This window comes from Mesorhizobium sp. WSM4809, assembly GCF_055811655.1.
In genome coordinates this window covers 578,363-599,449 of sequence record NZ_JBVVQW010000001.1, presented here as the reverse complement: position 1 = coordinate 599,449, position 21,087 = coordinate 578,363, and the positions used below count along the sequence as shown (strand labels likewise).

The 21,087-nt window shown below is 57.2% G+C and carries 18 protein-coding genes; 4 read left to right on the top strand and 14 right to left on the bottom strand.

Annotation, left to right across the window (positions count from 1 at the left end; genetic code table 11):
* The first annotated feature begins 19 nt into the window (after positions 1-19).
* The 3 genes from AC0L24_RS02670 to AC0L24_RS02660 are packed head-to-tail and all read left to right on the top strand — an operon-like array spanning position 20 to position 3,037.
* The gene (locus AC0L24_RS02670) at positions 20-421 is read left to right on the top strand and encodes a GtrA family protein (RefSeq protein WP_164873882.1); all 402 of its coding nucleotides are present in this window, start codon (positions 20-22) and stop codon (positions 419-421) included.
* A 32-nt stretch (positions 422-453) separates the two neighbouring features.
* A complete protein-coding gene (locus tag AC0L24_RS02665) occupies positions 454-1,152 on the top strand; it encodes a methyltransferase domain-containing protein (RefSeq protein WP_127381362.1) in 699 nt (232 codons plus the stop codon).
* Positions 1,153-1,201: 49 nt separating this feature from the next.
* The gene (locus tag AC0L24_RS02660; protein ID WP_127810971.1) at positions 1,202-3,037 is read left to right on the top strand and encodes a DUF7657 domain-containing protein; all 1,836 of its coding nucleotides are present in this window, start codon (positions 1,202-1,204) and stop codon (positions 3,035-3,037) included.
* 99 nt (positions 3,038-3,136) lie between these two features.
* Here the strand turns inward: AC0L24_RS02660 and AC0L24_RS02655 are convergent, their stop codons facing one another.
* From AC0L24_RS02655 to AC0L24_RS02615, 9 genes are all read right to left on the bottom strand, one after another.
* Positions 3,137-7,555: a glycosyltransferase gene (locus AC0L24_RS02655; RefSeq protein ID WP_473563390.1), complete on the bottom strand. Its 4,419-nt coding sequence runs from the start codon at positions 7,553-7,555 to the stop codon at positions 3,137-3,139.
* Positions 7,552-8,454, bottom strand: a complete 903-nt coding sequence (rfbD, locus tag AC0L24_RS02650) for a dTDP-4-dehydrorhamnose reductase (RefSeq protein ID WP_127810972.1) — start codon at positions 8,452-8,454, stop codon at positions 7,552-7,554. The genes AC0L24_RS02655 and rfbD overlap by 4 nt, the downstream gene beginning before the upstream one ends.
* Positions 8,451-9,521, bottom strand: coding sequence for a dTDP-glucose 4,6-dehydratase (gene rfbB / locus AC0L24_RS02645; protein WP_127272411.1), 1,071 nt, complete (start codon positions 9,519-9,521; stop codon positions 8,451-8,453). The genes rfbD and rfbB overlap by 4 nt, the downstream gene beginning before the upstream one ends.
* Positions 9,522-9,543: 22 nt before the next feature.
* Positions 9,544-10,098: a dTDP-4-dehydrorhamnose 3,5-epimerase gene (gene rfbC, locus AC0L24_RS02640; protein WP_024503666.1), complete on the bottom strand. Its 555-nt coding sequence runs from the start codon at positions 10,096-10,098 to the stop codon at positions 9,544-9,546.
* Positions 10,099-10,980, bottom strand: coding sequence for a glucose-1-phosphate thymidylyltransferase RfbA (rfbA, locus tag AC0L24_RS02635; RefSeq protein ID WP_127272412.1), 882 nt, complete (start codon positions 10,978-10,980; stop codon positions 10,099-10,101).
* 144 nt (positions 10,981-11,124) lie between these two features.
* Positions 11,125-12,456, bottom strand: a complete 1,332-nt coding sequence (locus AC0L24_RS02630; RefSeq protein WP_127810973.1) for an O-antigen ligase family protein — start codon at positions 12,454-12,456, stop codon at positions 11,125-11,127.
* Entirely contained in the window at positions 12,453-13,712 is a 1,260-nt protein-coding gene (locus AC0L24_RS02625; RefSeq protein ID WP_127810974.1) for a tetratricopeptide repeat protein, read from the bottom strand. The genes AC0L24_RS02630 and AC0L24_RS02625 overlap by 4 nt, the downstream gene beginning before the upstream one ends.
* Positions 13,600-15,978, bottom strand: a complete 2,379-nt coding sequence (locus tag AC0L24_RS02620) for a GumC family protein (protein ID WP_473563389.1) — start codon at positions 15,976-15,978, stop codon at positions 13,600-13,602. The genes AC0L24_RS02625 and AC0L24_RS02620 overlap by 113 nt, the downstream gene beginning before the upstream one ends.
* A 29-nt stretch (positions 15,979-16,007) precedes the next feature.
* Positions 16,008-16,613, bottom strand: a complete 606-nt coding sequence (locus tag AC0L24_RS02615; RefSeq protein ID WP_224696614.1) for a polysaccharide biosynthesis/export family protein — start codon at positions 16,611-16,613, stop codon at positions 16,008-16,010.
* Here AC0L24_RS02615 and AC0L24_RS02610 point away from each other — a divergent pair.
* Positions 16,606-16,764 (top strand): hypothetical protein, encoded by a 159-nt coding sequence (locus AC0L24_RS02610; RefSeq protein WP_164752261.1) that lies wholly within the window; start codon positions 16,606-16,608, stop codon positions 16,762-16,764. The genes AC0L24_RS02615 and AC0L24_RS02610 overlap by 8 nt on opposite strands.
* Positions 16,765-16,789: 25 nt before the next feature.
* Here the strand turns inward: AC0L24_RS02610 and AC0L24_RS02605 are convergent, their stop codons facing one another.
* The 5 genes from AC0L24_RS02605 to AC0L24_RS02585 form a co-directional block, all read right to left on the bottom strand.
* Positions 16,790-17,599 carry a tyrosine-protein phosphatase gene (locus AC0L24_RS02605; protein WP_127381370.1) on the bottom strand — a complete coding sequence of 270 codons (810 nt, stop codon included), beginning with the start codon at positions 17,597-17,599 and terminating at the stop codon, positions 16,790-16,792.
* 120 nt (positions 17,600-17,719) lie between these two features.
* Positions 17,720-18,040: a hypothetical protein gene (locus AC0L24_RS02600; RefSeq protein WP_127268328.1), complete on the bottom strand. Its 321-nt coding sequence runs from the start codon at positions 18,038-18,040 to the stop codon at positions 17,720-17,722.
* A gap of 332 nt (positions 18,041-18,372) precedes the next feature.
* A complete protein-coding gene (locus AC0L24_RS02595) occupies positions 18,373-18,699 on the bottom strand; it encodes a hypothetical protein (protein ID WP_245481758.1) in 327 nt (108 codons plus the stop codon).
* Positions 18,700-19,384: 685 nt separating this feature from the next.
* Entirely contained in the window at positions 19,385-20,443 is a 1,059-nt protein-coding gene (locus AC0L24_RS02590; protein WP_473563387.1) for a Fic family protein, read from the bottom strand.
* Between the two features lie 153 nt (positions 20,444-20,596).
* Positions 20,597-21,031, bottom strand: coding sequence for a hypothetical protein (locus AC0L24_RS02585; protein WP_127810978.1), 435 nt, complete (start codon positions 21,029-21,031; stop codon positions 20,597-20,599).
* Between the last annotated feature and the right edge of the window lie 56 nt (positions 21,032-21,087).

Here is a 21,087-nt window from a genome sequence, read left to right as displayed (position 1 = left end):
GCGCGTCGAGGCAAAACACATGAGGCAGCGCATCAGAAAGCTTCCCGATTTCCTCGGCGTGGGGGCTGTTGGGTTCATAGTCGATGCTACCGTATTCTTCGGGTTGACACTGATTTTTTCCACTCAATACTGGCGCGCGCGGATCATTGCCTCCATTGTCGCAATCGCCACAACATGGGCGATCAATCGAGTTGCTACTTTCTCGGCATGGCGCGTCTATACCGCGTTTGCCGAGTTTTTGCGTTACCTGGTTGCGAGCTCTGTCGGAGCGGGAGCCAACCTTGCCGTAATGTCCGCAATTGCTCCCCACGACGCGAGTCTACGGCACGTTCCTGCCTATTGTGCGGGCGCAGCCGTTGGCCTGGTGGTCAATTTTCTTCTCTACAACATGTTTGTCTTTCCCGGCAACAGGAAGGCGTAACGGTGCACGCGATAAACAATGGAGAGGATGTCGTGAATAAGACGAACGATAATGGAGGGAATATTGACTCTATTTACTACAGAGATGGCGTGAATAATTCATTTTCGATGCGCCTTCTAAAACGCGCCCGTATGGCGATGATGAATTTGTTCATGGAAGAGCTGTCACCAGGCAGCACTTCCAGCATCCTGGATATTGGCGTCTCCGACGACGAGAATGACGGGGCCAATTTCCTCGAGAAACACTATCCGTGGCAACACAATATCACTTGCGTCGGCCTGGGCGATGGGAAGCAGGTCGTCTCCAACTACCCAAAAGTCCATTTCAAACAAATACGCGCTGGAGAACGGTTGCCCTTCGATGATCAAAGCTTTGACATCGCGTGTTCCAACGCGGTAATAGAGCATGTTGGAGGGCCTGCACAGAGGACCGAGTTTATCTCCGAACATCTAAGGGTGGCAAAAAAAGTTTTTATTGCCTTTCCTAATCGTTGGTTTCCTGTTGAGCATCACACAGGTCTTCCGTTTCTGCACTACACGCCCCGGCTCTTTCGGACACTGCTGAATGGAACCAGATATTCGTACTGGACGCATCCAGAAAATATGGACTTTTTGGATGGCCGATCTATTATGAAAGACTGGCCCAAATCAGGGAGAAGTCCGGCTGCAATAGTTAACACCGGTATTCCTCTAGGTCTTTTTAGCTCCAATTGTGCCGTTATCGTACGATAGCTGAAGATACTTGCGGTATATGGAACCCATTCCGGCGGGAAGAGATTTGATGACTGGGACCACTGTGGAGTTACAGAGATGGAGCTTGCTTGGGTTCAGTTGGACTGAGGCGCAAACCGCGCGGGTACTCCTGATTTCGCTTCTTGCAGTTGCTGCCGTCTATGTCGGATTGGCGCTCACGCCGTCGCACTATGCGATGGGCCTGCAATATCTTGGCTCGCATGCAAGGCCCTTGCTTCTGTCAGCCCGCCCCATTCGATCGGACGAATGGATCGTCCTAACGCCGCTATTTCAAACTGCCGTCCGCGGCGGCTTTTCGACCTTCAACCAGATTTCCCCTTATCATGAGTCCCTGAAAGGGTTCTGGGCTTTGCCTATTCTGGATTGGTCTCTTGTCTTCAAGCCGCAGCTTTGGGGCTTTTGGGTCTTGCCGCCGGCCTATGCTTATTCTCTATATTTTGCCGTGCTTTGGACGGCGTTTTTAGCTGGTTACACCATCCTTTTGCGGCAATTTGGTGCCGATCTGTGGATCGCAGTGTTCGGTGCCGGCTGTCTTTTCTGCTCCCATTTGGTGCAGGTGTGGTGGACATCACACGGTGCAACATTTGCGTTCGCTCCCTGGCCGCTAATAGCATTCCTGCTTCCGATTCGTCCGTGGCTGAAATTGCCACTTCTTTTCTGGACCTGCGCTGTCTGGGTGTTCGGTTTCGTCTACCCCCCTTTCATGATCCCCGCAGCGTTTTCGCTGGGAATACTGCTCCTGGCCTTCCGACGCGATATGATCACTCCTGCGAATATTGCTGTCGCAGTTTTGGCGATTGCTTGCCTCGGTATCAGTTTTGTTTTGTATTTCAGCGATCTCATTCAGATTATGCAGGCGACTGTCTATCCTGGCCAAAGGGAGATATCGGGCGGTGGCGTTGACGAAATGAGGTTGCTTGCCTATCTCTTTCCTTTTTTTACGACGGTGCGCTTCTCGCCGCTTCTCGCGACTAACGAATGCGAGGTTGCAGTTGTTTCGACCCTCCTGCCTCTGACAGTGCTCGTTTTTGTCAGCTATCGGTCATTGGCTGAAACCTTGAGAAACAACTTCGTCTCTTTTGGGGTGGTCGGGCTAGGTTTGATTTTGATGCTAGCGTGGATGACACTGCCGATATCTTCCAGTATTGGGAAGATCCTGCTCTGGAACAAAGTTCAACCTGGGCGTATGGTCTGGGGATTTGGATTGCTTTTTACCATATCTATAATTGTTGCCGCATCTAGATGCACATTTGTAATTTCGAAAGAGAGAATTGCGTTTTTTTTAGCAATTATGGTATCGACTTGGTTTCTGTCAAAGGCAGGGTTTACTTGGATTCCGGGGTATTCATATGAAAAAAATCCTAGCGCGTTGACGCGTGGATACTTCGAATGGATTGCAATTGTTCCATTTGTTTTGAGCGCCGGGTATGTCTGGTACCTTGGTCAGCCGACAAGAAACAATGGGCGGATATTATTTGGCTCTGCATTTGTCTCTGGCGCGATTACGTTCGGTATGTTCAATCCTTTTCAGCAGGCCTTTCCGATTTTCGACATTCCGGAAACGCCTTTTCTGACCGCGCTTCGCGAGCAGGCAAAAACCAACCCTAACGGATGGGCCGTCATGCCTGGTATGTATGGCGCTCTATTCTCTGGCGCGGGTGTGCCGGCAATCAATCACACGCTCACAGCACCGCAGCTTTCGTTCTTCCGGCGAGTGTTTCCCTCAATGCCTGAAGCAGCGTTTAATGATGCATTCAACCGGTACGCACACATCATTCCAACTGACGTGCCGGAACCTCGCTCGCCTTCGCCCGATCAAGCTTGGGTTCCGATCAAGGCGTTTACAACCAAAATACGGGGCTAGTCTAGCGCGACTGATCAAGAGCCGAGGGTTAAGAGCGTACAACCGATGGCCGTGAGCGGGCGAAATTCAGCCAGCAGAGCCATAGCTATTCTTTCGACATCAGCCTAGCGAGAAATCTTCGCGCGCTTTTGTCAAATTCGGCGAATAGAAAGGATCACGCTCGATGATTTCTTTCCATCGTCCTTGCATATACGCAACCTCACTATGGAAGCGTGCCATTTTTTCCGGAGCAGCATCAATGCCGCGTGAGACGCTTTCGAGATGATAAAGCTCGGCATAGGGCGTCCAGACGTTTGAATAGCCGGCTGCCCCCACTTTCAGACAAAGATCCACATCATTGAAGGCGACCGTCAGGTCGATCTCATTGAGGCCCCCTACTTCTTCAAACACGCTTTTGCGGATCAGGAGACAGGCTGCGGTGACAGCGGAGAGGTTCTGCAGGACCTTTAGCCTGCTAAAATACCCCGGATGATGGCGGGGGAAATGCTTATGCGAATGATTTGCAATACCGCCCAATCCAACAATCACCCCGCCATGCTGAATTGTGTCATTGGCATAATAGAGCTTGGCGCCGACGCAACCCACATCCGGCTGAGCGGCCCAGGAGACCATTTCCGTCAGCCAGCCCGGCGAGATCACCTCTATGTCGTTGTTGACGAGGCCGATGATCGAGCCCTTCGCTTTTCCCACGGCGAAATTGTTGATCGCGGAATAATTGAACGGCTTGTCGTAGTGGAGCACACGAACATTCTTCGCATTCTTCAGTTCGCTGAAATAGGCAAGCGTTTCCTCCTCCACCGAGCCATTGTCGACCACCAGAACCTCGTAATTCCCGTAGGTGGTCTTTTCGCGGATGGACTCCACACAGTTGCGAAGGAGTTCAACCTTGTCGCGCGTTGGAACGATGAGGCTCACGAACGGCTGCGGTTCGGGGACGAAAAAGTGAAGGCGGTAACTGGCTGTGCCGGGACTTTCCTCGGCTTTCGCCGGAATATCCATGCGTTCGACATGTTCTTCCAACGCCCGCAACCCGGCCACATAGGCGTAGCTTTTCTGCGAACCTCCAAGCGCCGTCGAGCCTTCCACCGCGCGCCAATGGTAGAGCACCTTCGGAATGTGCCTAATTCTCTCAGGGCCAATGCGCTCGAAGACGCGCAGATTGAGGTCATAGTCCTGGCTGCCCTCGAAGCCGGGGCGCCAGCCGCCGACGGCGCGGATATTTTCCGCCCGGTGCACGGTGAGGTGATTCAGATAGTTCTGTGAGCGGAAAAGCTCCCGCGAGAAATCCGGCTTGAAACAGGGGTCATAGCGCCTGCCTTCCGCATCGATCTTGTCTTCGTCGCTGTAGATCAGTTCTGCATCAGGATGACGATCGACTTCCAGCACGATTTCGGCCAGCGCATGCGAACGGAGAAGATCGTCGTGGTCGAGCAATGCGACCCACTCACCGGTGACCAGCTCCAACGCAGAATTGGATGCATGCGAGATATGGCCGTTCTTGTCGCGAAGAACGATTTTGATGCGCGGATCACGTTTCGCATATTCGTTCAAAACGCGCCGCACATACGGTTTCGTCGAGCAATCGTCCGCTATGCACAACTCCCAGTTCTCGTAGATCTGGGCGCGGACGCTGTCGATCGCTTCCCGCAAGAGTTTCTCCGGGGTGTTGTAGACTGGCATCAGCACTGAAATAAGCGGCTTGTTATCCAACTGGGCCAATCGTTGCCTCAAATCCGCAACGTCGTGTTCCGTTGGCGTATCGTTGAGCGCGATCCACCTCTCATAGGTAACGCTGCCCAGTGGACCTAGCGCTTCCGTCGAGCGGAGCATGGCCGCAAATCCCCGAAGGCCGCTTTGCCTCAGGATCTTTATGCCACGAGCCGCAGACCGCACGAGCGTGCCGGGGTTTTTCACCTGGCGGGCGACGACTCTCCCAATGAGGGACGCATAATATTCAATCCGTCCGAGCCGACGCAGCCGCACACGGTCGATAGCGATCTTGCCAGAGCCCTCACTCGGATCGACACGCAGTTTTTGAGCACCGGCATCAAGCGAAAACACGGCCACGGCCGGGCTCTTTCCATTCGAACGAAACCGCAGATCGATCCGCTCAATCTCGTTGTAGCCCTTGCCACTGTCGACATAGAGGTGCGCGTTGGCCAACGCGTCCGTTTCAGCCGGGACGTGTACGCTGAGCCTGTAGTGTCCGGGGGGCAAAGGCCGGGAGCCCGGCCAGCCGAGTTCGAACTGCGGATCATCGCCTGTTGTTGTCCACTCCGTCGCCCCGTTGCCCAATGGCACGCCTTCCAGGTGATGAAGTGCGTTGGCCGTAATGGTCCGTCCGGCATAAAGAATTGCGTTGGCTGGGGGTGACACAAGCCTCTTCCAAACCGATCGATACCGCCAGGTCCGGCTGCTGTGAACCAATTCGATTTCGTGATTCAACACGGCCATCTGCCGGTGGCGTTCCTGCAGCTTATGTTCGCGCTCCTGCAACTCACGCTGAAGCGCCGCTATGTCCTGGTCCTTTGCCGCGAGATTGGTGTGGGCCAACTCCAGCGCTTGCGTGGCCGCGCGGAGATGCTCGCGCTCGACCGTCAGCGCAGCAATCTCACCGGAATAGGCCTCGATGCGTGCTTCCTGGCTTACCACCAACGCCCTGTTGGTTTCGATTTCCGCTTCCATGGTCGTCGTTCTCAGCGACCACTGGTTTCGGGTTTGGTCAGTCGCCTTGCTCCTCGTCTCGTCGAGAGCAACCATGCCCTCGTCGGCGAGCGCGACCCGCCCGTGCACGCTGCGCGCGCCCAGGACGTTTTCCGGAATTGGCAGCTTCGTTACAATGCAAAGCGAGTTCAAGAACTCGACGGAATGAACCGATGCGAGAGAAGCTTCGTTGAATGCGACCTGGTGCCTGTCGGCGAAAGTCGCCAAGGCATCGACCCGACGGCGATCCAGCCCCCAGTGCTCATGGTTGACCACATCAAGCAGGCGTTTGAAAAACGAGATTGAGGAAAGCGGATCGTAGAGACCGCCCTCGAACTCCTGCCAGTAACTGCAATGCAGATCTTCGGCGATGTAGATGCCCCCTTCGGAAAGGTGGGGGAAATATCGCGCGAACGAGCGTATTATATCCGAGGATAGGTGCGATCCGTCATCAATTATAATATCATATTTTTCCGACATCGAGATGATGTCGCGCTCTGTTTCATCAGTATTGGCGTCACCTACGGAAATCTTTATCTTCCGGCTGTCGAAAACGAGATTTCCGCAAGCCAGATTGACGTCACAGCCAACGATTATTTCAGCATCGGGGAAATATTTCTGCCATATCTCTAGGGATCCGCCATTCTGAACTCCGATTTCCAGGATTCGAACCGGCCTGTCTCGATACTCTGAAAAAATATGGTCATAGGTGCTGAGATAGATCGACCATTTATCCGACACTTTGCCGCGATGCGCGTCGTACAGGTCACGAAGTGAAACGAATGGTTCCTGCTTTGCGGGCCGCGCATCGCGCTGTTTGGCTAATTGCTGCTGTTCCAACTTCTGCCGATGAAACACGCGGAGACGGCAATCAATTTCAAGGAAAAAAGCGTCGCCAAAAGTTCGTGAAACAGATTCGAACTCTGCTCTGATCCGATCAAAAATTTCTATTGCAACTGCATCAGTATCATCGGACCTGAGCGCTATCAGTGCGGTATAAGCGTCTTTGACCCAGTCAATGATGCGCGGGTCTGCGTCGAGCAACTCAGTGCTGGCGGCAAAGTGCTGATTGTCGGTAGCGAAATGCTCAGACAGCAGGGACTGCCATTTCACGTCGGGTACCGGCCAGTCTAGGCTGAGAGTAGCAGTGATCCCGTCGATACCCTGTCGCCAGTCATCAAGCAGACTCTCGTAAGACAACAAGATGCGTGACCGACCCCTAGTTGCGCGCTCGGCTTCCAATTCGTGGCGAAGCCAAAGAAGCGAACTGAAGCCCATCGTGAAACCGTTTCGGTTCGCCAGGGAAGCGATCACAGCCAACGGATTGCGGTCTATCAGCACATACCGAACATCGATGCGCATGCGCCTCAAGATCTCCGCATAAAGCGGCACGAAACGTGAGATACGCGGCTCCTTGAGCACAAAAAACGGCGCGCTGCCGTATTCCTCGTCGATCAGCCGCGCGATCTCTGCTTTGTAGAAGCGCAGACGCTGCGCGCCGAGATCGTTGGGATCGAAGGATCGCCAATCATCCCAGCTGCTTCCTGCTTCGGCCAGCATCTGGTCGTGCAGCGCAATGAGACGCTCCGGCTCCCAGTGACCCGTTGGATTGGATAGATTGGCGCCCAGCATGTTCTTAGGCAGTTCCGCGCCAAGCAGATTGATCGCCCTCGTCAGCGCGCTGGTGCCCGAGCGATGCATGCCGAGCACCATGATGCAGGTGCGTTTGGCTGCTTTCGGCTTTGCCTTGCGTGCCTTCGGCTCGTCGACGGGCGCGGCATCGCGCGTGTTTTCCGCTGACGAGTGCTTGTTCATGCCGTCAATGCCTGTTTCGGCTCACCGGCTAGCAGCCGGCGCACCACCGCTTCCGTCGATTGCCGCCACTCCGGTGCATTCCAGCCGAACGCCGCCGCGAATTTCGCGCTCGATAGCCGGGAATTGGCGGGGCGGCGCGCCTTGGTTGGGTAGTCCATCGTAGCAATGTCCCGTACCCGCGCCCAGGGACCACCCAACACGCGGCTTGTGTCGAGGATATGGCGGGCAAAGCCGCTCCAGTTGGCCTCGCCGGTTCCGGCCAGATGATAGATGCCGGATGTGCCGGCGCCCTCGTGCAGTTGTGCCGCCGCATGCAGGATCGCGTCGGCGATATCAAGTGCCGATGTCGGATTTCCCCACTGATCGGCCACCACCGCGATCTCGTCGCGGTCGGCGGCCAGCCGCAGCATGGTTTTCACGAAATTCTTGCCGAACGGGCTGTAGACCCATGCCGTGCGCAGGATCAGATGGTGCGGATTGGCTGATGCAACCGCCTGCTCGCCGGCAAGCTTGGAGGCGCCATAGACGCTGCGCGGTGCGGTGGCGTCGGTCTCGACATAGGCGGCGTCCTTGGTGCCGTCGAAGACATAGTCGGTCGAAAGATGGATGACGGGAACGCCCAGGCGGCTTGCTGCTTGCGCCACCTTGCCGGCGCCGACGGCGTTCACCGCGAATGCCAGATCGGGCTCGTCCTCGGCCTGATCCACCGCCGTGTAGGCGGCGGCCGACACGACGATATCAGGCTTCGCGGCCGCGATGGCTTCGATCACCGTGTCGGGTCTTGCGAGGTCGAGTTGCGGACGGCCAATGGCGATGACCTCAACGCCGGCGGCCGCCGGGCCGGCCTCCAGAAGGCTCGCCGCGACCTGTCCGTCGCGTCCGGTGACAACCAGCCTCACGCCGCCCCCTTGCGTGCTTCGCCCAGCCGTTCACCGGCATAGCGCTGCTCGCGGATCGGTCCCCACCACCATTTGTTGTCGAGAAACCAGTCGACGGTCTTGGCGAGGCCGCTGTCGAAATTCTCATTGGGCGCCCAGCCCAGGTCTCGGCCTATCTTCGAGGCGTCGATGGCATAGCGGCGATCGTGACCGGGGCGGTCGGTGACGAAGGAAATCAGGTCGCGATAGCTCTTGCCCCCTGCCCGCGGCCGCCTGCCGTCGAGCAGATCGCAGATCGTCTCGACGACGCCAAGGTTGGTCCGCTCGGAATTGCCGCCGACATTGTAGCTTTCGCCCGGCAGTCCCCTGGTCGCGACAAGTTCCAGCGCGCGTGCGTGATCCTCGACGAACAGCCAGTCGCGCACATTGGCGCCGGCGCCATAGACCGGCAGCGGCTTTTCATCGAGCGCATTGAGGATGACCAGCGGGATCAGCTTTTCGGGAAAGTGATAGGGTCCGTAATTGTTCGAGCAATTGGAAAGCACGACCGGCAGGCCATAGGTTTCGTGCCAGGCCCGCACCAGATGATCCGAGGCCGCCTTCGAGGCGGAATAGGGCGAGGATGGCGCGTAGGGCGTTTCCTCGACGAACATGCCGCCGTCGAAGGGAAGATCGCCGAACACCTCGTCGGTCGAGACATGATGGAAGCGGAAATGGCTCTTCCGGTCTTCGGGCAGGCCGCGCCAATATTCCAGCGCGGCATTAAGCATCTTGTAGGTGCCGACGATGTTGGTCTCGATAAAGGTGCCCGGCCCATCGATCGAGCGGTCGACATGGCTCTCGGCGGCAAGGTTCATGACGATGTCGATATCGTCGCGCCGGAGGATGTCGAGCACAGCCTTTTCGTCGCAGATGTCGGCCTGCGCGAAGCGATAATTGTGTGCGTTCTCGATCGGCCGCAGCGAGGCGAGGTTTCCCGCATAGGTAAGCTTGTCGAGATTGGTCACCCGATAGGCCGGGTTGGCGCATAGATGCCGGCACACCGCCGAACCGATAAAGCCAGCACCGCCCGTCACCAGAAAATTCATGCCGCTGTCCTCACGTAACCCATCAGGCGAACACCTCGGCGGCGGCCAGCAGCGGCGCCTTGAGGTCCTTGTCCGAGAGCTGGAACCCGCCGGTCAGTGACGGCCATTCGATGCCGATGGCGGGATCGTCGAAACGGATCGACCGATCATGCGCCTGCGAATAGGTGTCGGTCACCTTATACAGGACCTCGGTGTCGGGCACGAGCGTCACGAAGCCGTGCGCGAAGCCTTTCGGCACCAGAATCTGGTTGCCCTTTTCGGCCGACACTTCGAGAGCGACCCATTTTCCGAAGGTTTTCGAACCGCGGCGAATGTCGACCGCGACATCGAGAATGCTGCCCCGGATGACGCGCAGCAGCTTGTCCTGGGCGCGCGGCGCAAGCTGATAGTGAAGCCCTCGCAAGACGCCCGCCGCGGCGGAATAGGAATGATTGTCCTGCACGAAAGCCAGGTCTATGCCGGCCTGCGAAAAGCGCTCGGCATTGTAGGTTTCCACGAAGAAGCCGCGTGCGTCGCCATGTCGCTTCGGCACGATTTCCAGCACGCCATCGATGCCAAGGGGCCTGACCTCCAACACCTAGCCCTCCGACAGGTCGACGACACGCCGGCGCAGATAGGCGGCATATTCATTCTTGCCCAGGTGATCGGCGCGACGCAGAACCTGGTCCACTGTCAGCCAACCCTGTTCAAAGGCGATCTCTTCGGGACAAGCGACCTTGATGCCCTGGCGGTGCTCGATGGTGCGCACGAATGACGAGGCCTCATGCAGGCTGTCATGCGTGCCGGTGTCGAGCCAGGCATAGCCGCGCCCCAACCGATGCACATGCAACTGGCCGCGCTCGAGGTAGACGTTGTTGACCGCCGTGATCTCGAGCTCGCCGCGCGCCGAGGGGCGGATGGCAGGGGCGATGTCGACGACGTCGTTGTCATAGAAGTAGAGACCGGTAACCGCCCAGTTGGATTTCGGCACCTGCGGCTTTTCCTCGATCGTCAGCGCCGTTCCCGTGGCCTTGTCGAAGGAAACCACGCCATAACGCTGGGGATCCTCGACATGATAGGCGAACACCGAAGCGCCCTTTTCGCGCGAGGCAGCGTCGCGGCAAAGCTGCGACAGCCCGTCGCCGAAATAGATGTTGTCGCCGAGGATCATCGACACGTTGTCCTTGCCGATGAAATTGCGGCCGATGATGAAGGCTTCCGCCAGCCCGTTGGGCTGCGGTTGCTCGGCATAGGACAGGTCGAGGCCGAACTCCGATCCATCGCCAAGCAGATCGCGAAAAACCGGCAGGTCACGCGGCGTCGAAATGATCAGAATTTCACGGATACCCGCGAGCATCAGAACGCTCAGCGGATAATAGATCATCGGCTTGTCGTATATCGGCAGAATTTGCTTAGAGACTGCTAATGTTAGTGGATAAAGACGCGTTCCACTGCCTCCAGCAAGGATAATTCCTTTCAAGAAGCTCTCCTTGACATGCCTGAACCCCCCGGCCCCAGCCGCCCGTGCTTAGGTTCCATGCAATGGCTTGTCAATCTCGGCGTTCGGCAAACGACCGGGTCACTATCCGGCGCCAATCCATCGCCAATTCCAGGCGACGCATTGCTATCGTCTTGCCAGAGCCGGCCTGACGGGAACAAGCAGATTGTCATCATGGGCCTCGGTCGACTCGCCTCTCTGGCTTAACCGCCCAGCGAATCCCTTGTGAAAGATGATGCCATTCATATAGGCGAAAGTCATCGCAAGCGCCGCCGTTCGCATGGGATAATCGACCAGGGAATGAACGAGCAGAAACGATACTGAGAGAAACGCCATTTTCTGCAGCGGATCTCGCCGTGCCGTGACGGAAAACGCAAAAAGCAATATCGAGTAAGCTGCGACCAGAAAGACAACAGGTGCGCCACCTTCAAGTGCCAATTCCAGATAATCATTGTGGGCGTGATTGACGTAGGGCTTGAAGATCATCTCTCCCTTTTCGTAAATCTGGTAGACTTTTGGGAAACTGCCAAAGCCCACGCCCGTCGCCCAGTTCTCTTCAATTCCCGCGATCGTCGTGCGGGCAAATTCGGCCCGTCCAAAGGCCGGGTCAACCACTTCCGCATCGATTTTCGTCCACGCCCCGATCGTATAGAGCGAAAGCCCGATGAAGACAGCGGGTATTCCATACCCGCCCAGCCTCGAGCGCGCGGACAGAAAGACGACTGATATTATGGTGATCGCCAGTCCTATCAGAATACCGGCGCGCGAACCGGCGGCAAGAAGCAACAGCAGCAGCGTTATCAAGCCGAGCGACCCGGACAGAAGATGCCCGCGAAACAGGCCGTAGTAGACGACGAAGGGGATGGAGACGAAAAGCAAAGCTGAAAAATGGTTCTGGTTGGCAAACAGTCCGGCATTGATCGTGAACGGCAACAAACCCTGTATGGCGACCGTATCGGAGAGCGAATACTGGATCGCCGCAGCCAGTCCGTTACAGATGACACCCATGAAAAAGAAGGGCAGAAGGCCGTAGACCTGATCTGGGCGCAGGCGGGTGACGCTCAGAAAGAATGCAGCCATCGCCAGGAAGTACAACAGACACTCGATCGTACGTCCCACGCCGACACTGACGAAACGCAGCCCGGTTTCACCGCTCAGCCACGGATTTGCAAGTAGAACCTCAGGCCGCAAGCCGCTCAACAGGGCGGCTGGCAGCGGCACGATTTGAAAACAGAACACGGCAAGGCCCAGAGCAAGCAACCACAGGGCCGAGCGAGGGATGCCGTGCCCCGACGGCCTTGAAAAGACGGCCGCGGCCGCGACAATCGCCGCCACCTCGATCAGCGCATCGGTGTAGAGACCGCTCGCGGTGCCGCCGCCAATCAGCACTGACAGGAAAAGAACCGACCCAAGCAGATATTTTTCCCATTCCGTGGACCGGGCTGACCGCTCTCTCAAGATGAAACTCTTTCGATGCTCAATTTGTGCATGACCAACGTGCCAACGTATCGAAATCGCCAGCTCTCAGCGATGGCAGCTGTTTCCAGCCGCAACACTTGCATGGGACACGCGCCTAGTCCGATCGCGAAATCCAGACTCAACTGCCGCCGATTGAATGTGCCCTCCGGAATGTTGAACCGAGCTATTTCGCTCGCCGGATCCGCGCATCTGATGGACCAGAACAACTGTTTGGGCAGCTTCAGGTTTCTCGCGGAGGCGATCAGGGAAATCCTGTAGGAGCCGGGAGGCAGTTCGACATATTGCTGGAGCGCGGCGTTCTTCACCGGCGTATTCAGGAATCGGACAGTCGCTCCGCTATCGCTTTCTGCGACATCGCGCGCCCCGGCAAAGGTAATTTCCAGACCGGAGCGGTCGCGAACCTGCCAGTCGAATGGCTTGTCGCTGAGGATCTGTTCAAAGCCGCCGTTGAAAATGTATCCGGACAGTGTCCGCTCCTGATCGGACAGACTGAACAGGAACAGCCGATAGGCCGCCTCGTATTCCTTCTGCCGGATGTAACCGTTGATTACGGCAGACAATTCCTTCGACGTCGGTTGTGAGCTCGATCCGGTAAGGTCCAGCAACAGTTGATTTGCGACGCGCAGGCCCCGCGGATTCTTACCAAGAGCGGAGAAAAGATTGGACCTCCACGGTGCCTCGATCCTTAAGGCTGCCAGGACAGCCTGATATCCGTCCGGGTTTGAAAGAATAGCCGGCAAGCCCGCCGCAATGACTGGAAATGTGTCCGGCCACCGGCGCAGCAACGTGTCGATCTCGGCGACGGCCTTTGACAGGTCGCCCATCTCGATCGAGCGATCGATCGATCTCTGAAGCGAATGGATTTCAGTCTTGGACAGCTTTCGAGCCTGGTCGAAGAGTTCAAAAGCCTCGTCTTTCTCGCCTTGTCGATACTCAATCTCGCCTATCAGGCTGTAGAGCCGGGCGTCCGCCACGTTGAAACGAAGCGCGCCCCTCGCCTTTGCTGCCAAGACATCGAGATCAACACCGTCGCCTGTTTCGCTCAGCCGACCGGCAATTTCGCCTATCAAGGCATCTATGTTCAACGGATCGAGCGCAAGCGAGACGGCCGGCGTTTCCGACTCAAGAAGCCGACTTAGCCCTATCGACGAAACCGCCAACACCAGAACGGAGGCGACGAACCAAACGCCTGAACGCCGGAGATTTCGCGTGAGCGGGCTCGCCTGCTCCGTCATCGACTTTGCCCTCAATTTTCGGGGTACTCGCGCCATAGTCGTAGTACTGATAGTTCATGTATTTATAGGCGTAATTGTAATCGAACTTGTTGACCGTGAATTTCGACATTGCCGCTCCGATCACGTTCGCACCGGCTGAGCGCAGACGCTTGAGTGCCGTTTTGGCTGACTTGCGTGTGACCTGATTGGTCGAAACGACCATCAATGTGCCTTCGGCAAGCCGGCTGAGGATTGGTGCATCGGAAAGACCGACGACCGGCGGGGCGTCGATGATGACCAGATCGAAGCGTTTGCCTAGATTGGTCAAGATCAACGCCATCTTCGGCGACGAGAGCAGGTCGGCCGGATTCGGCGGAATCGTTCCGGACGTCAGCACGGTGACATTAGGGTATTTCGTCGGTCTGAAAATGCCCGGCAGATCGTCCTTGCGAACGGTATTAGTCAGCAGGTTGCTCAGCCCGATCGCATTGTCGAGGCCGAACAGCCGGTGCAGGTTGGGTTTGCGGAGATCGCCGTCGACAAGCAGAACCCTTGCGCCGAGTGCCGCGAAATCCTGGCCAAGCTTGAACGACGTGGTCGACTTGCCTTCCGACGGTTCCGAACTGGTCACCAGCAGCGATCGCGGCGCGCCCTCCGCACCGGAGAACTGCAGCGATGTTCGCAGCGAACGATAGGCCTCGGAGAGCCCGGATTTTTGATCGGCGATGCTGGCTATGAGTTCGCGGTCACCGACAAGCGGCAGGATGCCGAGCATCGCCAGCCCCAGCTCTTTCTCGATCTGCTCCGGGTTGGTGAAAGTATTGTTCAGCAACTCGATGATGTAGATGCTCGATGCAGCCAGGGCCATGAAAAGCGCGAGAGCGACTGCAAGGTTGATGCTCAGACGTGGAGAATAGGGGGCTGTGGGCAGCGAAGCGAAATCGACTATCGCAGCGCTTTGCGTCTTGAGCTCCGAGCTGACGCCGACTTCATTCAGCTTGGCGATAAGGCTGTCATACTGCGACCGGTTGGAGTCGACCTCGCGCTTCAGGATCGTGTATTTGATATTCTTGTCGTTGAAGACGACCTGCTGCCTCTCCATCTCCGCGAGCTTGGACTTGAGGTCGGCTTCCTTGTTCTGTGCTTCCTGATATTTCAGCCGCAACGAATCGGTTATCGCCAGCACGCCGTTGTTGTAGATTCGCTGGAGTTCCTTGATCTGCGATTGCAATTGCTGCATTTCCGGAAAACCGGGCTTCAGGATGCCCAATTTCTGCTGATACTGGCTGGTCAGATCCGCCAGCTTTTCGCTAAGCTTCTGCAGACCTTCGCTTTCCAGAACCGGACCGAGGCTCGACCCGCGGCCTTTTTCTATCTGATCGACCACCCGCCCCGCATCAAGACGCTCCTGGATTGCAGTGGCCAGAGCGGTGTTCAGGGCTTCGATGTTGGAGCCGATCAGCGATTTGTCATCGCCGGTAACCGTGATGCCGGCATCTTTTGCATAGGTGACCAGTTCCTCTTCGGAGGTCTGCAGCTTTTGCTTCACCTGCAAAACCTGTTCCTGGATGAACTGCCGTGCCAGATCAGAGGTCTCGCTGGTCTGATCGAGACGTTGATCGATAAAGCTCTGCGCGACCTGATTGGCAACGTCGCTTGCATATTTCGGCTTTTGATCGACGAAGGTGATCGATAGCAGGCTCGTATTGGTGACCAGATTGACCGTCAGATCTTCCTGGATGCGCTTGATCGCAATTGCCTCGCGCTCTTCGGGCGTTTTCTCCTCAATGGAGGGTGACTTGGACATCCCGAACGCACGGTAGACAATATTGCTCGGGGAAAAGCTCGGCGTCGGAAACAGAAAATCCGGTTTTTCGCTAAGCCCAAGCTGGAACACCACGCGCTGAGCCAATGCCCGGCTCTTCAGCTTCTCCCGAGCGGTCAGGAAGGCCCGGACGTCGCTGTTTTCGGAAACGACCTCAATGTCCTGAAACACTTTCGCCGAAGGCACCAGAACTTCGAGCTGCGTCGTCGCCAGGTATTTTGGTGTCTGCATCATCGTCACGATGACGCCGGCAACGAGCCCGGCCGCCGCCATCATGACGATCAGCCAGCGATACTGGACGATGTACAAAAGCAGCTTGAGCGGGTTGAACCCCTCATCCTGGCCCGCATAGTCGCGACCATAGGGACCATAGTTTTGCGGCACGTCGTAATAGGAGTCCGCGGACAGGGCCTGGCCATGTCCGGGTCCGGCAAGTTGGGGCTGCCTGTTGCGATCGAGCATGCGCGAGGTGATCCTGGGGTTGTCCGTGTCTACGGAATGACCGCAATGCGGGCAGCGCTGGAGGCGAGGCCCAGCGCATCCTTCAAATTGTTCATCGCGATTTTCGACTTCGAAGCAAAAACGACGACCACGTCGCCGCCATAGATGCGCGGGTTGCGGTTCTTGCCGGCGCGGATTTCCTCGACATTGTAATTTGCGACCAGCTTGTTTTGGCCGACATTGCGATAGACGAAGACCTTGCCGGCATCACCGACCGGATTGAACCCTCCGGCAAGGGCGATCGCGTCGAGCAAGGAAGCGCTGCTGGACACCGGATAAATGCCGGCCTTGTTGACTTCACCATCGACCGTGATGCGCTGGCCAATCGACTCCTTGACGAAAATCGTCACGTCAGGCGACTGCAAGTACTTTTCACCGTAGGCAGTCTCGATTTCCTTCTCGAGCTGACGAACGGTCTTGCCGGCTGCAGTCATGGTCCCAATCAGCGGAAGCGAAATCTGTCCGCCCGCGTCGACCTGAACTGTTCTGTTCAAATTATCGACCTGAAACACACTGACCTCGAGCACATCGTTGGCAGACAGAGGCTGCTCGCTGCCGTTCTGGGTATTCTGCGGCGGCGGGAGATCCTTGACCACCTGCAGCGTACCACCGCCAGAGAGCGCCGATGAAGACGCCGTCGGCTGCAGCGCATCGACAGAACTGGTGGAGGACGTCGATGTCGACGAAGTGCTTGCGCAGGCAGATATTGCTAGCGATGCGAGCAAAGCGGGCACGGTGCCCGCATGACTTCTTGCGAGATCGAAAATGCCCATCAAAGAGCCCCGCTCTTAAACAACCGGCCCAATCCGCCAAACCGCCCCGCACTGCTGCCCCCCGATTTTCTCGGGCTTTGCTTTCCGATGGGCACGAGCGGCCGATTTTGCAATATCGCGTCCGGGCGTTTCACTGCCATGTTGTAAGCCTCATCTTCCCCACACCGGTTCGCGATGGCGACAACCGCCTGCGAAAGCCCTGGCCGCCGCCGGCTGGCGCCGTGGGTGTCGGAGGCGACAATATCCACCCTGCCCTCATCCAGCAGCTTCTCCGAGTAGTAGAGCGCCGTACGTCCAAAGGCCCCCGTCACAGAATCAGCCGTGAGCTGAATAAGGCAGCCTAGCGTATTCAACCTCTCGATGACGTCGTAATTCGCCTTGATCCAGGTCAACCGCTCTGGATGAGTGAGGATCGGCACGAAGCCGGCGCCTATGAGACGGGCGGCGAAGTCTTCGAGCCGCGGAGGCAAAATGTGATGTGGCGGTTCGAACAGGAAATAGCGGGATCCGTTCAGAGTCGGCACCGTACCAAGCCTCAATCGATCGGGGAGATCAGGCGCGAGATGAACATCAGCGCCAACATATAGGGTAAGCGGTATGGCAGCGCGATGAAGCTCCAGTTCTAACGCCTGAACAGCCCCGGCAATCTTTGGCGTGGCGTTCTCATAAACCCCAGGCATTACATGCGGCGTACATGCCATATGCGTTGTACCGTCGGCCACTGCCAGCCGTGCCATCTCCAGCGACATGGCCAAGTCAGGAGAACCGTCGTCGAGACCGGGCAGGATATGTGAATGCAGATCGATCATTGGCGTTTCTGGTTGAGAGGAGGCAAAGCTTCGCCTCGACAAAATAGAAACGCGTCACCCGCATGAAGGCGAATGACGCATTTGACAAATTTACGCAAAACAGCGGGGGTCGTATCCCGCCTATCGGCTGACCGCGTCGTCGTCATCCTGCAGGCCGATAATAAGGGCGGCGGCACCACCGACGGCGGCGCCGCCCAAGAGAACCGGCAACATGCCAGGTTCTGAGCTGGCGGGTACGATCGTCGCAGACGGTGTCTCAAGCGAAACGCACATGCCGCCTTCGATAGGATCGACCTTGACGGTGGCATTGGCTGGAATATCGAGCGCGCAATTGGCTCCGATAGCCAGCGAAGCAGACGCCTGCGCCCCGGTCATGATGCGCGCGCCCGCATACACCGGCGCCTCGGCATCCACCCCTGCATAGCCGCCGGCCTGGGACATCTGGACATCACCCCGGACCTGCGTAAGACGACCTATCGCGTCTGCGGACGCCGGCACGGGCGCAAGACAGGAACAGGTTTGCTGAGCTACAGCCTCGGGCGCGGCGAACAGGGCGCCCCCTGCGACGAATGCAACAAAAGCAAAAGCAACCCCGAACCGATGGCAACTCATCATTTTACCCCACCAAAACCTGTAACTCGCCCTGTTGGTACGAATTACAGCCCGCCCCGCCCCAAGCAATAGAACAATATGGTTAACAAACCCAATAAACCAGCCGGGCCGCCGACCTTTCCAGACCCTTCTCTACAGCGGCCGACGCCGCCATATCTTCGTCAGCGGCTGACGCCGTTGTCGTCGTCCTGCGTCGCCGCGAGCACGCCAGACGTCAGAAGCGCCCCGGCGAAAATCGCCTCCGGCGGACCGAACCCGGCGCCGCCGCCGGAGGGCTGAATAGCAGCCGTCTTCTCAGAGCCGACAAGCTTGAGGCAAATGTTGTTGCCAAGGCGGGAAACGTCGAGGCTCGAATTGGCCGAAACCTCCAGATTGCAGCCGCCGACCAGAACGGAGGCCGCGCCGTTGGCGCCAACCACCACACGGCTGCCGAAATCGAGCGCGCTTCCAACCTTGGCAGCGCCATAGCCCGCCGTCTGCGACACCATCACATCACCGGTGGCGGAACGGATGGATCCGATCGGGTTTGCCGAACCTTGATAGGGTGTCGCGCAGCTGCACGAAGCATCCTGGGCAAACGATGAAGCTGAACCAAACCCGATTGACACGACAAATACGGCAAGCGCAGTTTTAAACACAAGGCTCATCAGTCTTCGGTCCCTTCTTGCTGCACCACTTCAGACGCACCCAGTCAAAGGCATTGCATCAGCGCGTACCAGTTTTTCGCCACAATTCCAACCTGTTTCGCGCGCGCGAGGCGATTTAAGCTGACGCGTGTCTGTCAAAGCACAGTACTTTAGCCAGATCGCATTAATAGTCTTCGACTACCTGTCACAGGTTTCTTACTATCGGAAAAAAATTTGAGGTCTCCTTTCCGCGGTGACTGGCTCGATAAGCTTTGACCAAGCTGAGCGCGCCAAACCTTTCGCCAACCAACCTAATATATTGAATTATCGACACATTTTTCGGTAGATATTCCTTGATGGCAGCCGCGCGATTCGACCGTTGGTCGTGCTGACAGCATGTAATTCGAGATCGGCTCGATACCAATCGCGGCCAACGGGGTAGGCGGCCGGCTCCGCTACCCATTCCTGCTCTCCCGCCATAGAGATCTGCTCCATGCCTCAACCGCGATCCAACTCACCAAGTCGACGTGCCTCAGACTTGGCGCCTTTACCGCCTATTTTGGCCGTACCACGTTCCCTTGCCGGTTCCATGTTGGGCCAGATGGTTCGCTTCGACCAGAATGGCCAAGTGTTTTTTGACGGTGTTTCGGTTTGCACCTGTCAGGTTGACGATCTCGCTGATGGTTATGCGCCCACGCTCATTGATGGCCTCAACGATTTGCAGAGAGAGTTCCGGCAACGTGCCGAGCACAAGACGTTCCCGCTCGATTTTTTTCTCCAATCTCCGCTTTTGCTGCTGCAGAGCGCGCAGGAAATACACAGCCCATGGCTGCCAATTGGAGTTCGGGCTGCGGATCGTCTTTTGAGTCTGGCGTAGCGCCAGATAGTAGCCTTCCTTGCTGTTCTCAATCACGCTTTCGAGGGAAGAGTAAGGCACATACGCATATCCGCTGCGCATCAGCAGGAGCGTCGTCAGAACGCGCGACAGCCGTCCATTCCCGTCCTGGAATGGGTGTATCTCCAGAAACACCACCGTGAAGATTGCGACGACGAGCAGAGGGTGCAGGCTTTGCTTGTTGAGTGTGTCGCGTGTCCAATCGACAAGCTCTTTCATCCGCTTCGGCGTATCGAAAGGCGTCGCCGTTTCGAAGATGACGCCGATCTCTTTTCCGTCGGCATCGAACGCACTGACATTGTTGGCGAGCGTCTTATATGCATCGCGGTGGCGTTCATCCTTGTTGCTGAACGCCAGCAGGTCACGGTGTAGCTGTGTCAGGTGGTTTTCGGTCAGATCAATCGCATCGAAATGCGCGAAGATCATTTCCAGGATCTGCGCATATCCGGCGACTTCCTGCTCGTCTCGGGACTCAAAGAATTTGATGTCGAGGTTGGCGAGCAGCCGCTCCACGTCGCCGTCAGTAAGCCTGCTTCCTTCGATACGGGTAGAAGAGCCGATGCTCTCGATGGTCGCAACGCGGCGCAGAGCCGATAGGCGCTCCGGAGCGAGCGCGCCCAGCGCTCGCCAAGCCCCTTTGAATTCGTCGATCTCCGAGACCAGAGCAAGGATCTCGGTGGTAATTTGCAGAGAGTCGATCTTCAGGGTCATACCCACAAATGTACCCAAAAATACCCGAAAAATTCAAGAACCGGCAGACCCAATAAAGGGCCCATAAATACCCAAATGCGGGCAGCCGGCCAGCTTAAGAACCAGACCCACTCACTTCGCCGTAAGAGTCTCCGGTCTGTACTGGCGACCTGCTCAGCAAGGTTTGTACGTTGCGCCGGCCTGAACCGGCTGGCCGCAGAGAATTCCGCCCCGCGTAAGTATGGTGGCCAAATCTTCGCCCTCAGCCGTCAGGCACTGCACAACAAGGGTATCGCCAACCCTGGAAGCGATCTTGCCGTCGCAAGGTGTTCCGGAACCGACAGGTTTGCAGGCCAGGACGAGCCCCTGGTAGTCTCGGCGCGCCGCTTCCGTCACCAGGAGGCGCATGGCCTGAGGCCTGGAAAACGCCGCCCCGCACAGCAGGATCTTGCGACCGCCGACACGCAGATCATCGACCGATGGAATGGCGAGCTTGCCGTCAAACGGCTTGAGCTCGGCTACCGGCTTCGCGGGGGACGGGCGGCCCCTCTGCATCACGATGATGCCCAGAAAGCCAACACCAAACAAAACTGCCACGACGGCAAGCAACGCTATGCTCCTGACTGACAAAACCATCCTCCCTCCGACCCTGTGCGGCCGGTCCG